We start from the raw sequence: 20,305 nt of genomic DNA, 5'->3' as shown, positions 1-20,305 counted from the left end.
GGGCTTGAGTGCCCGTTCCACCTGCGGGGAGGGAAATCCGTGCCTGGATGGCCGACCATCGATCGCGCCGACGATCAGGAGCTGGTCGAGGCTCTGCGTCGGGCGGACACCGATGCTCCCGCCAAGCTCTACGACTCCTACGGCGAGCGGCTGCACGACTACGCCTTCTCCCTGGCGGCCTGCCTGCCGGGCGGCGGGGACGACAACGGGGACGTGGCCGCCGACTCCGTGCACGACGCGCTGGTCACCGCCCAGGGCTGCGTGGACAGGCTCAAGGAGCCGCTCCGGCTGCGCCCCTGGCTGTACGCGCTGACCAGGTTCCAGGTACGCGCCCGCCTGTCCCGCCGCTCCGGCACCCCCGCGGGCGGCCTGCCGCTGCCCGACCTCGACACGTACGACGACCCCGAGCTGGCCGACCTCGTCCACGAGACGCTGGGCGAGCTGAGCAAGGGCGAGCGGGAGGTGTTGGAGCTGTCGCTGCGCCACCGCCTGACCCCCGCCGAGGTCGGCGCGGTGCTCGGGCTGACCTCCCGGCAGGCGGCGGCCAGGCTCGGCCGGGCCCGCGACCACCTGGAGAACGCCGCCGCGGCGGTGGTGCTGGCCAGGACCGGCCGGGCGCACTGCCCCGACCTGTCGGCGATGGTCGACTCCTGGGAGGGTCCGCTCACCCCGTTGCTGCGGCGGCGGTTGTCGGGGCACATCAGCGGGTGCGAGGTGTGCACCGAGGGGCGGCACCGGCAGGTCTCGGCCGGGCGGCTGCTGGACCTGGTGGCGGTGGCGTACCCGGGGATCTCGCTGCGCCGCCGGGTGATCGACACGTGCGTCAACCCCGAGCTGGACCAGACCCGCGTGCTGATCACCGATCGCGGCGACAGCTTCGACCGGAGCGGGTTCCCGGTGGCGGTCGAGCGCCGCTCGCGCCGTCGCCGTCCGCGCCGGCTGACGCCGTTGGTGCTGGCCGTCGCGTGCCTGCTGACCGCGACGGGCGCGATGGTCGTGTTCAACGGACGGGACGCCTCCAACACCACGACGCTGCGGCCGGTCGCCTCCCCGACGCCGCCGGCCGAGGAGGAGAGCGCCGCGCCGGAGCCGGTGACCGAGGAGGACGAGACCGACGCGGTCGACGAGACGGGCGAGACCGACGAGCCGACCACGTCCCCGAGCCCGAGCCGTACGCCGTCGGCCACGACCACGCCGAGCGCGCGCCCTCGCGCCTCGCGCCCGCGGACCCGCCCCGCCACCGGACGGAGCACCGCCCCCAAGCCCACCCGCAGCAGCGCCGCGCCCGGCGCCCGGTTCAGCGTCTCGTGCCCGCAGTCGGTCGACGGCCTGGGGAAGATCGGGCTGCGTGCCCGCAACGCGGCGGTCTCCTGGGTGGCGACGGCCTCGCAGGGGCTCGACGTCTATCCGGCGAGCGGCTCCGTCAAGGCCGGCGCCTCGTCGTTCGTCTGGGTGACGGTCGTCGACCCGAGCGGCTCAGGCAGCGGCCGGGTCTCGTTCACCTCGAACGGCGGCACCGCGTCCTGCTCGCTGACCTGGCACGCCGAGAGCCCGTCCGGGAACCCGACCGAGGAGCCGCGGCCCACCGAGGAGCCGGCCGCGACGCCCACTTCCGGGGTGGCCACGTCGTCCGCGCACGGGACGGAAACCGACCCGCTGAGCTGAATCCAAGGTCAACTCACAGTAGATCAGCAGAATTGGCCGACAAGCGGGTATAAATCGGACTCCGACTCGAAAAACTCTGGCCCCATAGGGCATTCTGAGATGCTGGAGACCGCGTCAGAAACGGCGATCACTTGACCGTTCATCGAAGGTCGCACGAGAATTTTTCCGTCTGCCGGTAAACCGGGGCGCTCCGTCAAGCGTCGGCATTGACGTGTCCGGGCTCCGATTGGTCCCATGAATTGCGGTCGATCGCGCTGTGAACCAGCGAGGAGCGGGAGAGGCAGGAATGCTCAAGCAGCACCGCAGAGCGCTGGCCTGGCTGGTCGGGCTCGCCTGCATAGCGGGGGCGGTCGTCGCGCTGTTCGATATCGAAACTCCGCTGCGCCCGTTTTTGATCTCTCTGTTTCTTCTGGTCGTTCCTGGGGCGGCGGTGGTGGGACTGTTGCGTGATCGTGACCCCCTCGCCGCGCTGTCGGTGGGAGCCGCGGCGAGCCTCGTACTCAACGTGCTCCTCGCCGAGGCCATGCTGCTCTTCAACGCGTGGTCGCCCCGGGCCGGCGTGGCGACGGTCGCCGTGCTCGGAGGGTTCATGTACGTGCTCCGGGTCTTGTATCGGGGGAAGAGCATGCAGACCGAACAGGGGGCCAGGGCAAGGTGAACATCCAGGTGGCCCGGCCGGGAGAGCTGGGAGACGCCGAGCGGGCCCGATGGCGGGAGCTGCAGCGGGCCGACCCGGGTCTGGACAACCCGTTCCTGTCGGTGGAATTCGCCGTGGCGATGGACCGCTTGCGCGATTACGTGAGGGTGGCGGTCATCTCCGACGCGAGCGGCATCGCGGGATTCTTCCCCTACGAGCGGCACAGCTTCGGCATCGGCAAGCCGCTCGGCGGCTTCCTCACCACGTGCCACGGCCTGATCGCCTCCCCCGAGCTGCGGCTCGACGCGAAGGCGCTGCTGCGGGCCTGCCGGCTCAGCGTGTTCGACTTCGATCACCTGGTCGCGGGGCAGCCGACGTTCGCCCCGTACGAGAGCGACGTCCGGCCGGCGCCGGTCATGGACTTCACGGCGGGCTTCGGCGCCTGGCTCGAACAGATCAAGGCCAACTCGCCGAAGAACCTCAAGACCGTCCGCTACAAGGAGCGCAAGCTCGGGCGCGAGCAGGGCGGGCTACGTTTCGAGTGGGCCTCGGCCGATCCCGAGGTGCTCCGCGTGCTGCTGGCCTGGAAGTCCGATCAGTATCGGAGAACTGGCCGTGTGGACAGATTCGCGCAGCCGTGGATCGTGGAATTGACGGACATGATGCATGCCGAAAACTCATCGGACTTCGCGGGTGTCCTGACCATGCTTTATGCCGGTGACGTACCGATCGCGGGGCATTTTGGCCTCCGTACGGCGACGACGCTTGTAGGGTGGTTCCCCGCTTATGACACCGAGTTCGGCCGCTATTCGCCGGGTATCGTGCACCATCTCCAGATGGCCGAGGCCGCCGCGAACGCGGGGCTGCACATGGTGGATATGGGCAAAGGCGGCAAAGAGTACAAAGACTGGCTCAAGAGCGGGGTCCTGTACGTCGCCGAAGGCCGCATCTCGCGTCCGTCCGCGGCGGCGGCGGTTCACTGGATGGGCCGAACTCCTTTCAACAAGGCCCGAACAATTGTCATGGATCGGCCGTCTCTCTATAGAGCGGCTGACCGTGTGCTCAAGGGCTTCGGTCGGGTGCGCACCTCGATGCAGCAGCAAGAGCCACCCAATGCGGTAAGTCAGGAACCAACGGGAGCACGTTAGACGCTCTCGGGCAACACCCCGCACAGCATCAACACCCTCACACTCCACAGGACCCTTCAATGCTTGGTTCGCCTGTTTCGCCATTCCCACAGCACCCGGGGGTGGTGTCGCCCGGCGCGCGGAGCTGGGTCCCGGAAGGATCTCGCTGGCCATGAGTCCCGACACAACCCAGCACAACGGCAAGGTTCACCCCTCACCCCTACGGCCGATGCCGCCGCCGTCGCACTTCACCCCGATCACCCCGCACCTGGCCATCTCCCCGACGGTCAGCGTGGTCGTGCCGGCGATGAACGAGGCGGAGAACCTGCCGCACGTCTTCGCCACCATCCCGCAGTGGATCGACGAGATCGTGCTCGTCGACGGCAACTCCGTCGACGACACGGTGGCCGTCGCCAGGAGGCTGCGGCCCAACCTCAAGGTGGTGACGCAGACGGGCAAGGGGAAGGGCGACGCCCTGGCCGCCGGATTCGCCGCGTGCACCAGCGACATCATCGTGATGATCGACGCCGACGGCTCCACCGACGGCCGCGAGATCATCAACTTCGTGGGCGCGCTGGTGACGGGGGCCGACTTCGTCAAGGGCTCGCGCTACGCCGCCGGTGGCCGCAGCGACGACCTGACGCTCAACCGGCGTCTGGGCAACAGGATCCTCACCGGGATCGTCAACGTCATGTACCGCACCCAGTACACCGACCTGTGTTACGGCTACAACGCCTTCTGGGCCCGCCACCTCGACGCGCTCGCCCTCGACTGCGACGGCTTCGAGGTGGAGACGCTGATGAACGTACGCGCCGCCAGAGCGGGGCTGAAGGTGCACGAGGTGCCGAGCCACGAGCGCAACCGCATCCACGGCGAGAGCAACCTGCACGTCGTACGCGACGGCCTGCGCGTGCTCAGGACCATCCTGAAGGAGTGGCGTCGCCGGCCCGCTCCGCCGCAGCCCGAGCCCACCGCCACCCCAGCCGCTGACCGAGGCGTCGCATAACTCGCACAAGAGGGATCGTTGTGAACACGTCTGTCGTCATCTGCGTCTACACCGAAGAGCGGTGGGAGGACATCAGGCAGGCAGTCGCGTCGGTCGAGAACCAGACCCGCCCGGCACACGAGCTGATCCTGGTGGTCGACCACAACCCCGGCCTGCACCTCAAGCTCAAGCGCGAGTACCCGCGGGCCATCGTGGTGGAGAACACGCACGAGCAGGGGCTGTCCGGCGGCAAGAACACCGGCGTGGCCACGGCCGACGGCGAGATCGTCGCGTTCCTCGACGACGACGCCGTGGCCGAGCCCGGATGGCTGGAGGCTTTGGAGGAGGGCTTCCAGGAATCCGGCGTGGTGGGCGTGGGGGGCCGTACCGACCCCCTGTGGGCGTCGGGCGGCCGGCCGCGGTGGTTCCCGTACGAGTTCGACTGGACGGTCGGCTGCTCCTACCGCGGCATGCCCGCGGTCAGGTCGCCGATCCGCAACGTCATGGGCGGCAACGCCGCCTTCCTGCGCGACGTCGTGTCCGAGGTGGGCGGTTTCCACAGCGGCATCGGACGCAGCGTGCAAGGACGTCGGTCGCGCCCGCTGGGGTGCGAGGAGACCGAGTTCTGCATCAGGCTGAGCCAGCGCAGGCCGGGCTCGGTCATGCTGTTCGAACCGCGCGCGGTGATCGGGCACAAGGTGTCCGGGCAGCGCGAGCGGTTCGCCTACTTCAGGTCGAGATGCTATGCGGAAGGGCTGTCGAAGGCCCTGGTGACGCAGGAGGTCGGCACCCAGGACGGGCTGTCCAGCGAGCGGGCGCACGCGCTGAAGACGCTGCCGCTCGGCGCGCTCCGCGGGGTCGGCGAGGCCCTGCGGGGCGACCTGGGCGGGCTCGGCCGGGCCGCCGCCATCGTCGTCGGGCTGACCTGGACGAGCTGGGGTTACGTCGTCGGTTCCGTACGGTTGAAGGTGGCCCGGTCATGATCCGCGTACCGATCCTGATGTACCACTCGGTCACCGACCGGCCCAACGACGACACCAGGCCCCACTCCGTGCGGCCGTCCGACCTGGCCGAGCAGCTCGCGTACCTGTCGGAGAGCGGGTTCACCCCGCTCACGCTCGGTGCCCTGGTGGCCTCGCTCAACCACAACTACGGCCATTCCATGCCCGACAAGCCGGTCGTGGTGACGTTCGACGACGGGTACGCCGACTTCCACAGCCAGGCGCTGCCGCTGCTCGAACGCTACGACTTCCCCGCCACGGTCTTCCTGACCAGCGGCTGGGTGTCCGACGCGGGCAAGGACGCCGCGGGCCGGCCGCTCGACGAGATGTTGTCGTGGGGCCAGGCCCGCGAGGCCGCCCGTACCGGCATCGAGATCGGCGGCCACAGCCACAGCCATCCCCAGCTCGACCAGCTCAGCATCGAGGACCTCCGGCAGGAGCTGCGCAGGAACAAGGGCCTGCTGGAGGAGAAGATCGGCTCCCCGGTCGCCACCATGGCCTACCCCTACGGGTACTCCAGCGCCCGTGTGCGCCGCGAAGTGCGCAAGGCCGGATACTTCGCCGCCTGCGCCGTGAGCAACACGATCGCCGCCGACCGTCACGACCTGCTCGCCATCCCCCGGCTGACGGTCGGCAGGGGCACGACCATCAACATGTTCAAGCGCGCCGTCGAAGGCACCGCCGTACCTCTCATCTACCTGCGCGAACGCATCCTCACCAAGGGGTACGCGGTCGTGCGCAGGACGAGGTACGGGCTGCGGCGGGTGCGCGGCAATGTCTAGCGTCTGGGCGAAGGTCCGTACCGACCTGAGTAACCCGCTTTTCCGCCAGGGTTACGCGCTCATGACGAACACCGTCGTCACCGGCGTGCTCGGCATGGGCTACTGGCTGCTGGCCGCCCACTTCTACACCGAGGAGGAGTTCGGCCGCGGGCAGGCGGTGATCACGGCGATGCGGCTGTTCGCGTCGCTGACCGCGCTGGCGTTCGTGGGCGCCCTGGCCCGCTTCCTGCCGGTGGCGGGCCACCGCACCCCCGACGTCATCCTGCGCGGCTACGGCCTGGCCGCCGCCACGGGCGGGGTCGCCGCGCTCGGCTTCCTGCTGACGCTGCCGATGTGGGGGCAGACGTACTCGGTGCTGGCCGGGTTCGGGCCGGGGCTGTTCTTCCTGGCGTCCGTGGTGGTGTGGGCCGTGTTCACGCTCCAGGACGTCGTGCTGACCGGGCTGCGCCAGGCCACGTTCGTGCCGCTGAACAACCTCGTCTTCGGCCTGGTCAAGATGGGCCTGCTGGTGGCGCTGGCGGGGGCGCTGCCCGCGGGCGGGATCTTCGTCTCGTGGGTGATCCCGACCGCGCTGGCGCTGATCCCGGTCAACTGGCTGATCTTCGGCTTCGTCGTGCCCCGGCACGTCAGGCAGGCCGACCCCGCCCAGGAGCCGCCCAGGGTGCGCGAGATCGGCAGGTTCCTGGCCGGCGACTTCCCCGGGACGCTGTCGATCCTGGCGATCGTCTACCTGGTGCCCGTGGTGATCGCCACGCAGGTGGGCGAGGCCACGTTCGGACGCTTCTCGATGGCGCACACGCTGGCCAGCATGATCGAGCTGCTGGCGATGAACATGGCGGTGTCGCTGACCGTCGAGGGCTCCTTCGACCGTGCCAGGCTGGCCGAGAACTGCAGGCACGCGCTGCGGCGGGCGTTCGTCATCGTCGTCCCGATCATCACGGTGGCGATCCTCGGGGCACCGCTGATCCTGCGAATCTTCGGCGCCCAGTTCGCCGAGGAGGGCACGCTGCTGCTGCGGCTGATGGCGCTGGCGGTGCTGCCGCGGGTGCTGATCGAGGTCTATCTGAGCGCGTTGCGGGCGCAGAGCAGGGCGCGGGCGCTGGCGGTCGTCCAGATCGGGCTGGCGGTGCTCGTCCTGGTGTCGACCATGGCGCTCTTTCCCGCCCTCGGGGTGAACGCGGTGGGGTACGGACTGCTCTTCAGCGAGATGCTCGTCGCACTTTTGATCCTCGGAAACCTCCGCAGAATTCTCAACTTCCACGAAACCCCTCAGTCGGCTGTCATCCAGGGGCCGGCCGGGGCTTCATGATGGTCAACGTGAGCCAACGGGACGGCGATGGCATGACACAGGGCACCACCGATTCCTCGGACGTGCGTGCGGACGAGGAGGAGTCCGATACGCCCTTCGACCCGGACGCCACGGGGGTCATCCCGAAGCTGACGTTCGAGCCCGCGACCTCGCCTTCAAGTGAGGACGCGGACGAGGACGCGGACGCGGACGAAGGGGCCGGATCGCCCGACGAGGACGACTATCCGGACACCGCCGCCACGAACCCCGCCCTGCGTCCCCAGCAGCCCACCGTGGCCCCGCCCTCGGCGGCCCACCCTGACGCCCGCCCCGAGTCCCACCCCGACACCGCTGACACGAAGCCCGCCGCGACCCTCGCCAAGCCGGGGCCCAAGGCGCAGAGCCTCGCGAGCCTCGTGCGGCCCGCCCCGGCCGGCGCCCCCACCGCAGCGCCCATCACAGGCCCCACCGCAGACCCGGCGCCCCCGAGCCCGACGCCCGCGCATGAGACAGCGGCGCCGTCGGAGGGCGTGCCGGAGCCATCACAGGACCTTCAGCAAGGGCCTGGGGCCGAGCCTCGGGGCGGGGTGCGGGCGCGGCTGGGTGCGCTCGTCGCGAGCGCGCCCCGGTGGCTCCCCGTGCTCCTGGTCGTCGAGGGCCTGGTCATGTACGTCCTGGCCCTCAAGGTGCCCCCCGGGCCGCTGCGCGGCGTGGACCCGGCCGACGTGGACGGCCTCGGGCTGATCTCGGCGCTGCCCGCCACCGCGTTCGCCGCCATCCTGATCATGATCGTGTCGTTCTTCATCACGGTCACGCAGAGCACCGACCGCAAGTTCCTGCTGCTGTTCCAGATCGCCGCCATCACCTTCGCCCTGCACGGCGCGGGCGCGCTGGTGGCCGACGAGCCGCGCTTCCCGACCGCGTACATCCACGCCGGGTTCGTGGAGTTCATCGGCAGGACCGGCGAGAGCGCGATCAACATCGACGCCCGCATGGGCTGGCCGGGCTTCTTCGCGTTGTTCGCGTTCGTGACGAGGGCCGCGGGCATCACCGACCTGACGACGATCCTGCAGTGGACGCCGCTGCTGTCCAACCTGCTCTACCTGCTCCCGTTCGTGCTGATCCTGCGTCAGGTCGTGGCGACCACGCGGGCGCGGTGGTTCGCGGCGCTGCTGTTCGTGCTGGTGCAGTGGATCGGGCAGGACTACTTCTCGCCCCAGGGCTTCACCTTCGCCCTCTATCTGGCGTTCGTGGCGATCCTGCTGCGCTGGTTCGGACGGGTGGAGCCGCGGACGAAGCCGATCCCGGCCAAGGGCCTGCGCAGGCTGATCGGCAGGCTGGACGCGATGACGCCGGGCGAGCTGGCCAACACCGGCACGTTCCGAGCCGACAAGCTGCTCATGCTGGTCCTGCTGGTGGCGCTGTTCGTGGCGTCGGTGGCCTCGCACCAGATCACGCCGTTCATGATGCTCGGCGTGGTGACGGCGTTCCTGATCTTCAAGCGGACCACGCTGACCTGGGCGCTGCCGTTCTTCCTCGGGATGGTGGTGCTGGCCTGGATCAGCTACATGACGGTGGGCTTCTGGGCCAGCCAGATCGACACGATCTTCGGCAGCCTGGGCAACATCCTGCAGAACCTCCGCACCAACACCGGCGACCGCATCGAGGGCGCCGACCCCGCGCACGCGCTGGTGCTGCAGTCCCGGCTGGGCATCCTCGCGGTGATCCTGTGCTGCGCGGCGACCGGGCTGTTCCGGCGGCTGCGGCGCGGCGTCTTCGACCGCTCGGCGCTGATCCTGCTGTGCGTGCCGGTGCTGGCGCTGGCGCTGCAGAGCTACGGCGGCGAGATCGGGCTGCGGATCTACATGTTCGCGCTGCCCGGGGCCTGCCTGCTGGCCGCGTACGCGTTCTTCCCCAACCTGCCGGCCGACAGCGAGGACGTGCGTGAGGAGACCGTGCCGCTGCGCGGGCGGAAAGTGCGCTTCAACCCCGAAGTGACGAAGAAGGTCTCGCTGGTGCTCGCCGCGTGCTTCGCGGTCCTGTTCGCGATGGCGTTCCTGCTGGCCAGGTACGGCAACGAGAAGTTCGAGCGGGTCACCAGCGGCGAGGTGGCCGCCCTGCACTACGTCTACGACCACGACGAGCCGAGCGCACGGGTGCTCTACCTGGTACCCAAGGAGGGCCCCGAGGTCACCCCGACGCTGCCGTGGGGCGAGCGCGACGTCGAGCGGGTGAGCTTCGGCACGCAGGCGCGGGTGTTCAAGGACCCGACGCAAATCGCGGAGGCCGTCCAGAAGCTCAAGGCGCAGCCACGGAACTCATACCTTCTGGTGAGCCGCGGCCAGGTGAGCTACCTGGAGCTGAACGAGGGCTTCCCGGCGGACTGGGGCGAGCGCTTCCGCGCGGCGCTCGACAAGTCGCCCGACCTCAAGCGGGTGTTCTCCAACGAGGACGCGGCGCTCTACACCTGGAAGAAGTTCGTCAGGGGCACCGAGATCCCCGAACCGAACCCCTACAAGGGCCGCGGCGACCCCACCTCCCCCTGGACGCCGGTGGGCATCGGGGCGCTGGGGGTGACGTGGGCCGCGTTCTTCGGGTACGAGATCATCCGCCTGAACGGCCCGAACCGGGCCCCGCGGGCCCGCAGACGCCTGCTGTTCCTGGCGATACCGGCGTTCGCGGTGGCCCTGGCGGTGATCATCGAGCGATTCATCTACATCGCGCAAAATAGCTGAATCCCCAGAAACGCCGTCCAACTTGTCTGGCGTGGGCCGGGCGGACGTCCCCGAGCGGCCGAGCGCGCCCGCTCGGGGAGACCCCGTAGTACTCCAGGGGTAGGCCGCAGATCCACTCCCCGGTGGGACGCGGACGACAGGGGGTGATTCGTACGTTCTGCGCATGCTCTCCCGCCTGCTCCGCCCCCTGCTGTCCGCGACCGCGGTCGCCGCCCTGGCCACCTCCGTGGCCGCGCCGCTGGCCGGCTCGGAGGTGCCCGCCCCCGTACCGGTCCGGCCGCCCGCCGGGCCGCCGGAGGCCCGGTACGCCGTCGCCCGGCAGAACCTCCTGGCCGCCGAGCGCACAGCCGCCGAACACGGCCACACGCGCCGCTCGGAGGCGCTGCGCGCGATGGCGAACCCCGCGCGCCGGTTCCTGTTCTTCGACGGGCGCGACGAGGGCCGGAGCGCGGAGGTGTTCGGCGACCTGACCGCCGCCGGGCGCGTCGCCGTACTCGTGCCCGGCACGGACACCAGCCTCGACAGGTACGGCCGGCTCCGCGCCGATGCGCTGGCCCTCCAGCGGGAGTTGGGCGGCCGGGCCGCGGTGATCGCCTGGCTGGGCTACCGGACGCCCGGCACGCTCAGCACCGCCCTGCTCACCACGGACCGAGCCGACGAGGCCGCCCCCGCCCTCCAAGCGCTCGTACGGGAACTGGGCCCAGCCCGGGTGTCCCTCCTGTGCCACTCGTACGGGGCCGTCGTGTGCGGCCGGGCCGCCCCCGGGCTGGGCGGCGTGGCGAACATCGTCCTGTACGGCGCACCCGGCACCGGCACCACCGCTCCCCTGCGTACGTCCACCCCCGTCTGGGCCGCCCGCGCCACCGGCGACTGGATCGCCGCCGTGCCCCACGCGCAGTTCAGCCTGCCCTTCGGCACGCTGGGGCTCGGCCTCGACCCGATGTCGCCCGGGGCGGGGACCCGGGTCTTCCCGGCGGGCGGCGGCCGTCACAGCGACTACCTGCGGCCGGGCTCCCCATCGCTGCACGCCGTCGCCGGGATCGTCGCCGGGATCGTGGCCGGCCGTGCGTGACCTCGTCGAGCGCATCGAGTCGGCCACGCCCGGCACCAGGGACCGGGGGATCGACGGGCTGCGCGCGCTGGCCATCCTCGGCGTGGTGCTCGGCCACTGGCTGGTGACGGCGCTGGTGGCCGACAGCGGCACGGTTCACGGCGCCAGCCCGCTGCGGGCGTTCCCGCAGCTCGCCCCGGTGTCGTGGCTGTTCCAGACACTGGCGGTGTTCTTCCTGGTGGGAGGGATAGTGGCAGGCCGTGGCCGGTCCGCGCGCGAGCCGTATGGGGTGTGGTTGCGGGGGCGGATGGCTCGGCTGTCCCGGCCGGTGGTCACCGTCGTCCTCGTGTGGGCGGTGGTCGCGGGCGCGACGCTCGCCTCAGGGGTCGGCCTGGACACCGTGCGCACGCTGGCCAAGCTCGTGTGGTCGCCTCTGTGGTTCCTGGCGGTCCTCGCCGTGCTGACGGCGGCGACCCCGCTGGCCGCCCGGCTGGCCCCGGCGTGGCCGGTGGCGATCGTGGCGCTCGTCGACCTCGTCCGGTACGGCCTGGGCGGCCCCGCCTGGCTCGGCTGGGTGAACGTCGTGGCCGGGTGGCTGGTGCCGTACTGTGTGGGTCTTTCCTGGGCCCGCGGGCTGCCCGGCAGGCGTACCGGGTGGGCGTTGCTGCTGGGCGGCGCCGCGGTCACCGCGGGGCTCGTCCTGTGGGCCGGTTACCCGGCGGCCATGGTGGGCGTGCCGGGGGCCGCGGTCTCCAACCTCGACCCGCCCACACTCGCCGCCGTCACCTTCGGCCTGGCCCAGTGCGGTGCTTCCCGGCTGCTGCTCGATCCGCTGCGCCGGGCACTGCGGCGGCCGGCCGCGTGGGCCGCCGTGGCGGTGGCCAACCTCTCCGCGATCACGATCTTCCTCTGGCACCAGACCGCCATGATCGCCGTCACGGCCCTGGGCCTGCTCGCCGACCGTCCCCTGCCCGGCCTGCACACCGCACCCGACTCGGCCGCGTGGGTCCTTGCCCGGCTCGCCTGGCTGCCGGTGTTCGGCGCGGCCCTGGCGCTCTGCTGCACGGCCTTCCCGTCAGGCTCTGCTGCACGGCCTTCCCGTCAGGACGCCCCCTGACCGGGCGGGTCAGGCGCCGCCACGGCCCGACCACTTGATCTCGTACGGCCGCAGGGAGACCTGCCGCCCGTCCACGGTGGCCGTGACGTCACGGTCGGAGGTGTTGACCATCACGATCTGCCGCTCCTGCCCCAGCGCCCGCACCTTCGGCTCGGACGACGGCACCGCCTGGACCCGCGCCCCCGACGGGAACCACCTGCTGAAGCCGCTCAGCAGCCCCGCCATCGGCATCTCGCCGCCGGCCTTGGGCGCCCACAGGCAGCCGGGGCACTCGCCCTCGTCCTTCGCCTGGGGATTCCAGTACAGGGCGGTGGTCACCCCGCTCATGGCGAACTCCATCAGCGCCACCGCCTGCACGGCCGTCCGCTGCGCCTCGCTCCACTGGGAGTTCTCCGGCTCGACGTACCACTCGGCCCACCACACCGGCAGGTCGCCGCTCTGCTGGCGCACCCACGTCGTGACGGCGCCGAACTTGGCCAGGGCGCCGAAGTCGTCGGGCACGTTGCCCTTGTCCTTCGTCATCGAGGCCCCGTCGATGACGATGAAGTCGGCACCCTTCTTGTTCTCGATCCAGTAGCGCACGGCGTCCAGGGCCCGCTGGTCGACCGTCCCCCAGGGCCCGCTCAGCTCCGACGGCCCTCCGCCGGAGCTGCTCTCCATCGGCATGTACGGCCCGCCGACCTGGATGTCCCCGCTGACGTCCTTCAGCGCCGTGTAGACCTTGTTGTACAGCTCGGTGTAGCCCTCCGCGTCCCACCGGTTGGTGGTCGGGTCCCAGAAGCCCTTGAACTCGTTCCACACCATGTAGTGCTTGACCGTCGGGTACTGCTTGGCCACCCGCGCGGCGAGCTTGGCGTAGTCGTCGAAGTGCTCCCTCTCGGGCGCGACGGTGTGGTTCTTGCTCCAGTCGGTACGCCCGGCCGGCCCGCCCTTCATCCAGTCGGGCGCGCAGCACAGGGTGATCACCGGCACCGCCCGCGACGACGCCATCAACGTCAGCCGCCGGTCGAGATCGCGGAAGTTGAACTGCCCGGGGCTCGGCTCGGGATTGCCCACGCCCCACCCCATGATGTGCTGGTTCTGCAGCATCGGCACCCGGCCGAGGATGCCCTTGGCCTGGTCGACGACGCCGTACGACTCGTTGTCCGCGCTGTACTGGGTGTGCGTGACGCCCCAGCGCGGCCAGTCATCCAGCGTGGGCGGCGCGGCGAGCGCGGGCGCGGGCGTGGTGGCCACCGGCGTGGCCGGCTCGCTGCCCTGGAACGCGCCGCGCTCCCTGGTGCGGCCCGCGGCGTAGAACATGATGCCCGCCACCAGCACGACCGCGAGGATGCCCGCTCCCAGTGCGATCGGCCAGGGCGGTCGTCGGCGCGAGCGCCGGCCGTCGGTCGGAATCACTGAACGCTCCTCATCCTCGCGAGTCGTGAATGGGGGATCACGAAGCTACAAGGCTCGCCAACGTGCAAGGGCCGGGCGACAGCCCAGCCCTTTCATGACGGTAGGCGTCCGGCTTGCGAGCCACTTGCCGTCATTGTGCGTGTGGCGGCCGCTGACCGCCCGCTGGACCGGGCACTCCGGCATAACGGTACGGCACCGGCTGCCGTCCCGGCTGGACGATGAGAAGAGTGCCGGGCGTCTCGGCGTAAAAGGCGGTCTCGACGGCGGCGGCCACGTCCTGGGCGGTGAGCAGGGGGAAGCCCGCGTTGACGAACATCTCCCGCGCCTCGGCCACGAGCGGCGTGTCGGTGAACCCCGGGCAGACCGCGCCGATGCGGATGTTGTCGGCCGCCAGCGGCTCGGCCAGCGCCCTGACCAGGCCCACGACGGCGTGCTTGGTCATCGTGTAGATGGGGTCGCCGGCGAACCCGACGAGCCCGGCCAGCGACGCCGTCACCACGATCGCGCCGCCGCCCGAGCGCTTGAGCAGCGGGACGCTCGCGCGTACGCCGAAGACCACGCCGTCCACGTTCACCCCGACGACCTCGCGGTAGCGGTCGAGGTCGAAGTTCGCGAGGTCGACCCGGCCGGCGATGCCGGCGTTGAGGTGGACCAGGTCGAGCCGGCCGTAGCGGCGCTCGGCCAGCGCCACGGCCTCCAGCGAGGACTCCTCGGCGCTGACGTCGGCGGCCAGCCAGACGCCGTCCACCTCCTTGGCCAGCCGCTCGGCGCCCTCGCCGTCGAGGTCGACGAGAACGCATTTGACGCCGCCCGCCGACAGGCGCCTGGCCACGGCGGCCCCGATGCCGCTCGCCGCTCCGGTGATCAGTGCAACAGTGCTCATGGCGCTCCTAGCGGGGCCTGGCCCGCGGTCGAGGCGGTCAGTACTGGTCAAACGGGTGCTGGTCTGGCGAATGCCGGTCGGGCAGGTGCAGGTCGGGCGGGTGGTCGAGGCGGTCAGTGCTGGTCGAGCATGCGGTGCGCGCGGGAGATCAGCGTCGGCACGGCCGCGCCGATGCGATCGAACCCCTCTCCAACGGTCTTACCCTGCCGAAAGCGGGCGTGGATACCCTCCACGATGACCGCGAGCTTGAAGTTCCCGAAAGCCACGTAGAACCCAAGGTCGGAAATTTCGCGACCCGACACCTTCGTGTAGTGGCCGGCGAACTCGGCGGCGCTCATGAACCCGGGCGCCACCGTCACGTCCCCCGCCACCGGGATCCGCGCCCGCTCCTCGTCACCGCGATCATGCCAGTACGTCAGCGTGAGCCCCAGATCGGCCAGCGGGTCGCCGAGCGTGGACATCTCCCAGTCCACCACCGCCGCGATCTCCAGGTCACCGAGCCGCAGCAGCGTGTTGTCGAGCCGGTAGTCCCCGTGCACCAGCGTCCCTGCGGCCTCGGCGGGCAGGCGTTCGCGCAGCCGCCGGACCAGCCGGTCGTAGTCGGGCAGGTCGGCCGTCTTCGAGCGCTCCCACTGCTGGCACCACCGGTCGAGCTGCCTGGCCAGGTACCCCTCGGGCCGCCCGAAGTCGGCCAGCCCCACCTCCCGGTAGTCGACGGCGTGGATCTCGGCCAGCACCTCCGCCAGCCGTTCGGACAGCCGCCGGGTCCGCTCGGGCGCCGGGTCGCCGAGCTGCTCCCTCGTCCGTACGGCCGCGCCCGCCACGTACCCCATGAGGTAGAACGGCGCCCCGATCACGTCCTCGTCGCCGCAGAAGGCGACCGGCTCGGGCACCGGCACGCGCGTCGGCGCGAGCGCCGAGATGACCCGCCACTCCCTGCGCATGTCGTGGGCGGTGGGCAGCACGTGACCGAGCGGCGGCCGGCGCAGCACCAGCCGGCGCTCCCCGGCCTCGACCAGGTAGGTCAGGTTGGACCTGCCACCCGAGATCAGCGAGACGGACCGGGGCTCGCCGGCGTCGGGCACGTTCCTGCCCATCCACGCGACCAGGCGGGGGTGGTCGATGCCAGGTACGGTCATGAACCCACATTAGAACGTCACTCGGTGGCCGGGCGCTAGCTGGCAGTTGTGTAACGTTCCGAAGCCGGGCGGGTCAGATGCGGTGAGATCTCTTATCCTGGGAATACCCCTCGCAGCATGCTGGACAGCGACTGCGTGCCGACAGTGGGAGCTCATGCGCGTCACCCTTGCCCTACCCCGCGAGCTGGGCCGACCAGAGGTGAGTCGCTGGCGTGCCCTGCAAGAGGCCGCGCCCTGCTTCGACAATCCCTTCTTGTCCCCAGAATTCACCCTTACGGTGGGCGAGCTACGAGATGTCGTACGAGTCGCCGTCATCCACGACGGCCCGGAGATCGTGGGTTTCTTCCCCTTCGAGCGACATCCCCTGGGCATCGGCAAGCCGGTCGCCGCGGGTCTCACCGACGCGCAGGGGCTGGTGCACGCCCAGGGCGTGGAGATCGACCCGCTACGGCTGATCAAGGACTGCGGGCTGGCGGTGTACGAGTTCGACCATCTGGTGTCCGGCCAGCCGCTGCTCAGCGGGCGGCACGAGCGGCACCCGTCGCCGATCATCGACCTGCGCGACGGCTGGGCGCACTACACCGACGCGCTCAAGCTGCAGTCGGGCAAGACGTACAAGTCGACGCTGGCCAAGTCGCGCAAGCTCCAGCGCGACGCCGGGCCGATCCGCCACGACTACGCCACCACCGACCTGGAGCCCCTGCACACGCTGCTGGGCTGGAAGACCGACCAGTACCGCCGTACCGGCCGGACCGACAGGTTCGCGCACAAGTGGATCGTCGAGCTGGTCGAGCGGCTGCTGGCTACCCAGTCCGAGAGCTTCGCCGGGGTCCTCGACATGGTCTACGTGGACGGCCGCCCGATGGCCGGGCATTTCGGGCTGCGTACGCGGAAGACGCTGGTGGGCTGGTTCCCCGCCTACGATCCCCATTTCGCGAAATACTCCCCCGGCCTCATCCACCACCTCGCGATGGCCGAGCAGGCCGCGGGCTCCGGCATCGAGGTCATCGACATGGGCCGGGGCCAGAAGGAGTACAAGGACAAGCTCAAGACCGGCGAGCTGGAGGTGGCCGAGGGCCGGGTGGCCAGGCTCGGCCCGGCGGCGGGCCTCCACTGGCTGATGCGGGTGCCGGTGCGCAAGACGCGCGCCACGGTGCTGGCCAACCCGATCCTCCTCAGGACGGCCGACAAGGCGTTGAAAACCTACGGACGACTGCGTACTGTCCTACCAGGGTGAAGCACATCGCGGAGCGCACGGGCCGTCACTGCCTGTCGCTCCCCTCCAACCGGCTGGGCCTCTACCTGGCGCTGCGGCACTGGTGCGCGCCTGGCCAGCGGCTGCTCATGTCGCCGGTCTCCGCCGACGAGATCCTCTTCCTCGTGCTGGCCGCCGGGTTGCGCCCGGTGATGGCCCCGCTGTCCCCCCGTGACGGCAACATCGACGCGTCGCGGGTGGACCTCGGCGCGGTGGACGCCGTCCTGACGACCAACCTGTACGGCCTGCCCGACGACGTCACCGCGTTCGCCGGGAAAGGGTTCGCCGGGAAGGTGCTCGTCGAGGACGTGGCCCACGCGATGGAGACCGACGTCGGCGGCCGGCCGCTGGGCACCTTCGGCCGGGCCGGGGTGTTCAGCCTGTCCAAGCACCCGGGCGCGGGCTCGGGCGGCGTCCTGGCCGTCGCGGACGAATCAGACCTCAGGGCGCTGACCCGCGCCCGCGACGACCTGCTGACCCGCGGCTCCCCGCGGTCCGACGTGATGAGCGTGGCCACCTCCATGGCCCGCCACGCGGCGCTCGCGCTCGGCCTCGTCCGTCCGGCGCTCGTGCTCGCCCGCGGCCTCGGCCTGGAGGAGCCGCGCGAGGGCTTCCGCATCGCGCTCGCCCCCGAGCACCTGGGCCAGGCGCTCGGCCAGGCGCCCGCGCTGCCGCCCTTCGACCCCTGGGTACGCGCCGACCTGCACGACTACCGCGCCCGCCGGGGCCGCCTGGTCCGCTGGTACCAGGGCAGGCGCCTGGCCAAGGTGCCCGGCGGCCGGGCGCGGCGGCTGGCGGGCGTGCGCAGCCTGGCCGAGTTGCCCACGGTCGCGCCGGCTGTGCTCGACGACCTGTCGCGGCCGCTGTTCCGGGTGCCGCTGCTGGTGCGCGACCGTGACGCGGCCATCGCCGAACTGGAGCGGCGCGGCGTCTCCACCGGCTACCTGTACGACCCCCCGTACGACGACTACGCCCCCGGCCTCACCACGCCCTCCCCCGACCCTGGCCCGGCGCGCTGGTGGGCCAGGCACGTCCTGCCCGTCGACCCGATGTACGCCGCCCGTTCGCTGCCCGTCCTGCGCAGCCTGGAGCCCCCTACGAGCCGCCCGCGCGGATGAGCCCGGCCAGGATGCGGCAGCCGCGCCGGACGTCGGCCAGCGAGGCGGAGCCGTACCCGATGACCAGGCCGTGCAGGCGCAGGCCGCCGTGGTGGTGGCGCTCGGTGGAGTCGAGCAGGATCCCGCGCTCCCCGGCCCGCGCGACCACCGCGGGCACCACGGCCGCGGGCAGTTCGGCCAGGACGTGCAGCCCGGCCGTGTCGCCGCGCAGGCGGCAGACGGGGCCGAGGATCTCCACGACGGCGGCGCGGCGCCTGGCGTACTCCAGGCGCATACGGCGCAGGTGCCGGTCGAGGTCGCCCCGCTCCAGCAGCGTCGCCACGGCCTGCTGGACGGGGCCGCTGGTGCGGTCGGCCACCGACTCGCGCAGCCCGGCGATCCTGGCCACCAGCTCGGGCGCGCCCACCAGCCAGCCGACGCCCACGTCGGGGGCGAGGGTCTTGGACAGCGTGCCGAGCAGCACGACCCGCGAGGGGTCGAGGCCGTAGAGCGCGGGCAGCGGGGCGACGTCGTAGCGGAACTCGGCGTCGTAGTCGTCCTCCACGACCATCGCCCCCGTGCGCCTGGCCCAGGCCAGCAGCCGCTCGCGGCGCGGGATCGGCAGCCGGCCGCCCAGCGGGTACTGGTGGGCGGGCGTGGTGTAGAGCAGGCGCAGGTCGCCGGGGAGGCCGTCGATGATCACGCCGTCCTCGTCCACGGGGCACGGCACCACCTCGGCGCCCCTGGCCGCGAGCACCGTACGCGCCACGTGGTAGCCGGGGTCCTCCACCCCCGCCCTGGCGCCGGGGCCGAGCAGGGCCAGCGCGCACAGGTCGAGCCCGTTGCCGGTGCCTCGGGTGACCAGGATGTTCTCCGGGCCGACGGCCATGCCTCTGGCGCGTCTGAGGTGGTCGGCGAGCAGGGCGCGTAGGCGCGGCAGGCCGTACGGGTCGGGCGAGGCCCCGGGCGGCAGGTCGGCGGCCTTGCGCCACGCGCGCTTCCAGGCGGCGCGGTCGTAGTCGCGCACCCAGGGCTCGCCGGCCGTGAGGTCGATCCGGTCGGCAGGGGGCGGCGGCGGGCCGGGCACGCAGGCGCTCTCCCCGGGCGCGGGCGCCTGCTCGATGCCCGCCTCCATGTCGGCCACGAACGTCCCGGAGCCGTGCCGCCCGTCCAGCCAGCCCTCCGCGTAGAGCTGCTGGTACGCCTCCGTCACCACGGTCCTGCTCACCGCGAGCTGGACGGCCAGGGCCCGCGTGGACGGCAACCGCTCCCCCGAGGCCAGCGTGCCGTCCATCATGGCGCGGCGCAGCCAGTGGGCGAGCTGGGCGGTGAGCGGCTCGGCCGACGTACGCGACAGGGAGATGGGCAGGTCGACGTGGGTTCTCATGCAAGTGGTCTCTACGAAGGCGCTGGTAGTGGCCCTACAGCGTAGGTCCACTTCGCCGTTACGGTCGAATCATGCTCTCCACCACTCCCCGCACCACGCTGGGCCGCGAGAAGCAGCGCGGCAGCACCGACAGGAACGACCTCCACGAGGTGCTCGACACCGGCCTGATCTGCCACCTCGGCGTGGTCGTGAACGGCCACCCGATGGTCGTGCCCACCGGCTACGGACGCATCGGCGAGACCCTCTACCTGCACGGCTCCACCGGCGCGAAGTCGCTGCGGGCGAGTGACGGCGCCGAGGTCTGCGTCACGGTCACGCATCTGGACGGCGTCGTGCTGGCCCGCTCGATCTTCAACCACTCCGTCAACTACCGCTCGGCCGTCGTCTACGGCACGGCCCGGCTGGTCACGGACCCGGACGAGCACATGGAGGGGCTGCGGGCCCTGTCGGAGCGGCTCGCGCCGGGCCAGTGGGACTACGCGCGCCGTCCCTCCCGCAAGGAGCTGGCCGCCACGGCCGTGCTGGCGCTGTCGCTGGAGGAGGCGTCGGTCAAGATCCGGCGCGGCGGGCCGAAGGACGAGCCGGCGGACTATGACCTTCCGGTATGGGCCGGGGTGCTGCCCCTGGTCACGTCGTGGGGCGAACCCGAGCCGGATTCGGTACTCCCAGAAGGTATCGGCGCACCTGTTCACATCCTCCATCGGGAGTAGTTCCATGAATCCGGAACCACCTGGAAAACCCGGCTCCTAGATCACGCG

17 protein-coding genes are annotated in these 20,305 nt (G+C 71.3%); 13 read left to right on the top strand and 4 right to left on the bottom strand.

Annotated elements, in window-relative coordinates; all coding sequences use genetic code 11:
- The first annotated feature begins 39 nt into the window (after nucleotides 1–39).
- The 10 genes from ABD844_RS17060 (at nucleotide 40) to ABD844_RS17015 (ending at nucleotide 12,388) form a co-directional block, all read left to right on the top strand.
- Complete coding sequence (locus ABD844_RS17060; protein WP_344877995.1) at nucleotides 40–1,665, top strand: RNA polymerase sigma factor; 1,626 nt, start codon at nucleotides 40–42, stop codon at nucleotides 1,663–1,665.
- A gap of 286 nt (nucleotides 1,666–1,951) precedes the next feature.
- Nucleotides 1,952–2,323 carry a hypothetical protein gene (locus tag ABD844_RS17055; protein WP_103963534.1) on the top strand — a complete coding sequence of 124 codons (372 nt, stop codon included), beginning with the start codon at nucleotides 1,952–1,954 and terminating at the stop codon, nucleotides 2,321–2,323.
- Nucleotides 2,320–3,450, top strand: coding sequence for a GNAT family N-acetyltransferase (locus ABD844_RS17050; RefSeq protein ID WP_344877992.1), 1,131 nt, complete (start codon nucleotides 2,320–2,322; stop codon nucleotides 3,448–3,450). The genes ABD844_RS17055 and ABD844_RS17050 overlap by 4 nt, the downstream gene beginning before the upstream one ends.
- Before the next feature lie 151 nt (nucleotides 3,451–3,601).
- Nucleotides 3,602–4,435, top strand: a complete 834-nt coding sequence (locus tag ABD844_RS17045; protein WP_344877991.1) for a glycosyltransferase family 2 protein — start codon at nucleotides 3,602–3,604, stop codon at nucleotides 4,433–4,435.
- A 20-nt stretch (nucleotides 4,436–4,455) separates the two neighbouring features.
- Nucleotides 4,456–5,397, top strand: coding sequence for a glycosyltransferase family 2 protein (locus tag ABD844_RS17040; RefSeq protein ID WP_344877990.1), 942 nt, complete (start codon nucleotides 4,456–4,458; stop codon nucleotides 5,395–5,397).
- On the top strand, nucleotides 5,394–6,197 hold the full coding sequence (locus tag ABD844_RS17035) for a polysaccharide deacetylase family protein (RefSeq protein WP_344877988.1): 804 nt from the start codon (nucleotides 5,394–5,396) through the stop codon (nucleotides 6,195–6,197). Before ABD844_RS17040 ends, ABD844_RS17035 begins: the two co-directional genes overlap by 4 nt.
- Complete coding sequence (locus ABD844_RS17030) at nucleotides 6,190–7,506, top strand: lipopolysaccharide biosynthesis protein (protein ID WP_344877986.1); 1,317 nt, start codon at nucleotides 6,190–6,192, stop codon at nucleotides 7,504–7,506. Before ABD844_RS17035 ends, ABD844_RS17030 begins: the two co-directional genes overlap by 8 nt.
- A gap of 8 nt (nucleotides 7,507–7,514) precedes the next feature.
- Nucleotides 7,515–10,220, top strand: coding sequence for a hypothetical protein (locus ABD844_RS17025; protein WP_344877985.1), 2,706 nt, complete (start codon nucleotides 7,515–7,517; stop codon nucleotides 10,218–10,220).
- Between the two features lie 163 nt (nucleotides 10,221–10,383).
- Complete coding sequence (locus ABD844_RS17020) at nucleotides 10,384–11,292, top strand: alpha/beta hydrolase (RefSeq protein WP_344877983.1); 909 nt, start codon at nucleotides 10,384–10,386, stop codon at nucleotides 11,290–11,292.
- On the top strand, nucleotides 11,285–12,388 hold the full coding sequence (locus ABD844_RS17015) for an acyltransferase family protein (protein ID WP_344877981.1): 1,104 nt from the start codon (nucleotides 11,285–11,287) through the stop codon (nucleotides 12,386–12,388). Before ABD844_RS17020 ends, ABD844_RS17015 begins: the two co-directional genes overlap by 8 nt.
- 9 nt (nucleotides 12,389–12,397) lie before the next feature.
- Here the strand turns inward: ABD844_RS17015 and ABD844_RS17010 are convergent, their stop codons facing one another.
- The 3 genes from ABD844_RS17010 to ABD844_RS17000 form a co-directional block, all read right to left on the bottom strand.
- On the bottom strand, nucleotides 12,398–13,786 hold the full coding sequence (locus ABD844_RS17010; RefSeq protein ID WP_344877979.1) for a GH39 family glycosyl hydrolase: 1,389 nt from the start codon (nucleotides 13,784–13,786) through the stop codon (nucleotides 12,398–12,400).
- 130 nt (nucleotides 13,787–13,916) lie between these two features.
- Nucleotides 13,917–14,669 (bottom strand): SDR family oxidoreductase, encoded by a 753-nt coding sequence (locus ABD844_RS17005; RefSeq protein WP_344877977.1) that lies wholly within the window; start codon nucleotides 14,667–14,669, stop codon nucleotides 13,917–13,919.
- A gap of 113 nt (nucleotides 14,670–14,782) precedes the next feature.
- On the bottom strand, nucleotides 14,783–15,808 hold the full coding sequence (locus ABD844_RS17000; protein WP_344877975.1) for a phosphotransferase family protein: 1,026 nt from the start codon (nucleotides 15,806–15,808) through the stop codon (nucleotides 14,783–14,785).
- A gap of 253 nt (nucleotides 15,809–16,061) precedes the next feature.
- Between ABD844_RS17000 and ABD844_RS16995 the strand changes: the two genes are divergently transcribed.
- Together ABD844_RS16995 and ABD844_RS16990 are read left to right on the top strand one after the other, a co-directional pair.
- Entirely contained in the window at nucleotides 16,062–17,045 is a 984-nt protein-coding gene (locus ABD844_RS16995; protein WP_344877973.1) for a GNAT family N-acetyltransferase, read from the top strand.
- A complete protein-coding gene (locus tag ABD844_RS16990) occupies nucleotides 17,042–18,181 on the top strand; it encodes a DegT/DnrJ/EryC1/StrS family aminotransferase (protein WP_344877971.1) in 1,140 nt (379 codons plus the stop codon). The genes ABD844_RS16995 and ABD844_RS16990 overlap by 4 nt, the downstream gene beginning before the upstream one ends.
- Here ABD844_RS16990 and pdxR read toward each other — a convergent pair.
- Nucleotides 18,159–19,547, bottom strand: coding sequence for a MocR-like pyridoxine biosynthesis transcription factor PdxR (gene pdxR, locus ABD844_RS16985; protein WP_344877969.1), 1,389 nt, complete (start codon nucleotides 19,545–19,547; stop codon nucleotides 18,159–18,161). The two genes, ABD844_RS16990 and pdxR, sit on opposite strands and share 23 nt — an antisense overlap.
- Nucleotides 19,548–19,618: 71 nt before the next feature.
- On the opposite strand from pdxR, the gene ABD844_RS16980 reads away from it, so the two are divergent.
- A complete protein-coding gene (locus ABD844_RS16980; RefSeq protein WP_344877967.1) occupies nucleotides 19,619–20,257 on the top strand; it encodes a pyridoxamine 5'-phosphate oxidase family protein in 639 nt (212 codons plus the stop codon).
- The last annotated feature ends 48 nt before the right edge of the window (nucleotides 20,258–20,305 follow it).

This window comes from Nonomuraea antimicrobica, from assembly GCF_039536965.1.
GTDB classification, from domain to species: Bacteria; Actinomycetota; Actinomycetes; order Streptosporangiales; family Streptosporangiaceae; genus Nonomuraea; species Nonomuraea antimicrobica.
Note: the sequence above shows the minus strand (reverse complement) of the source record. Positions and strands in the feature narration are given on the sequence as shown.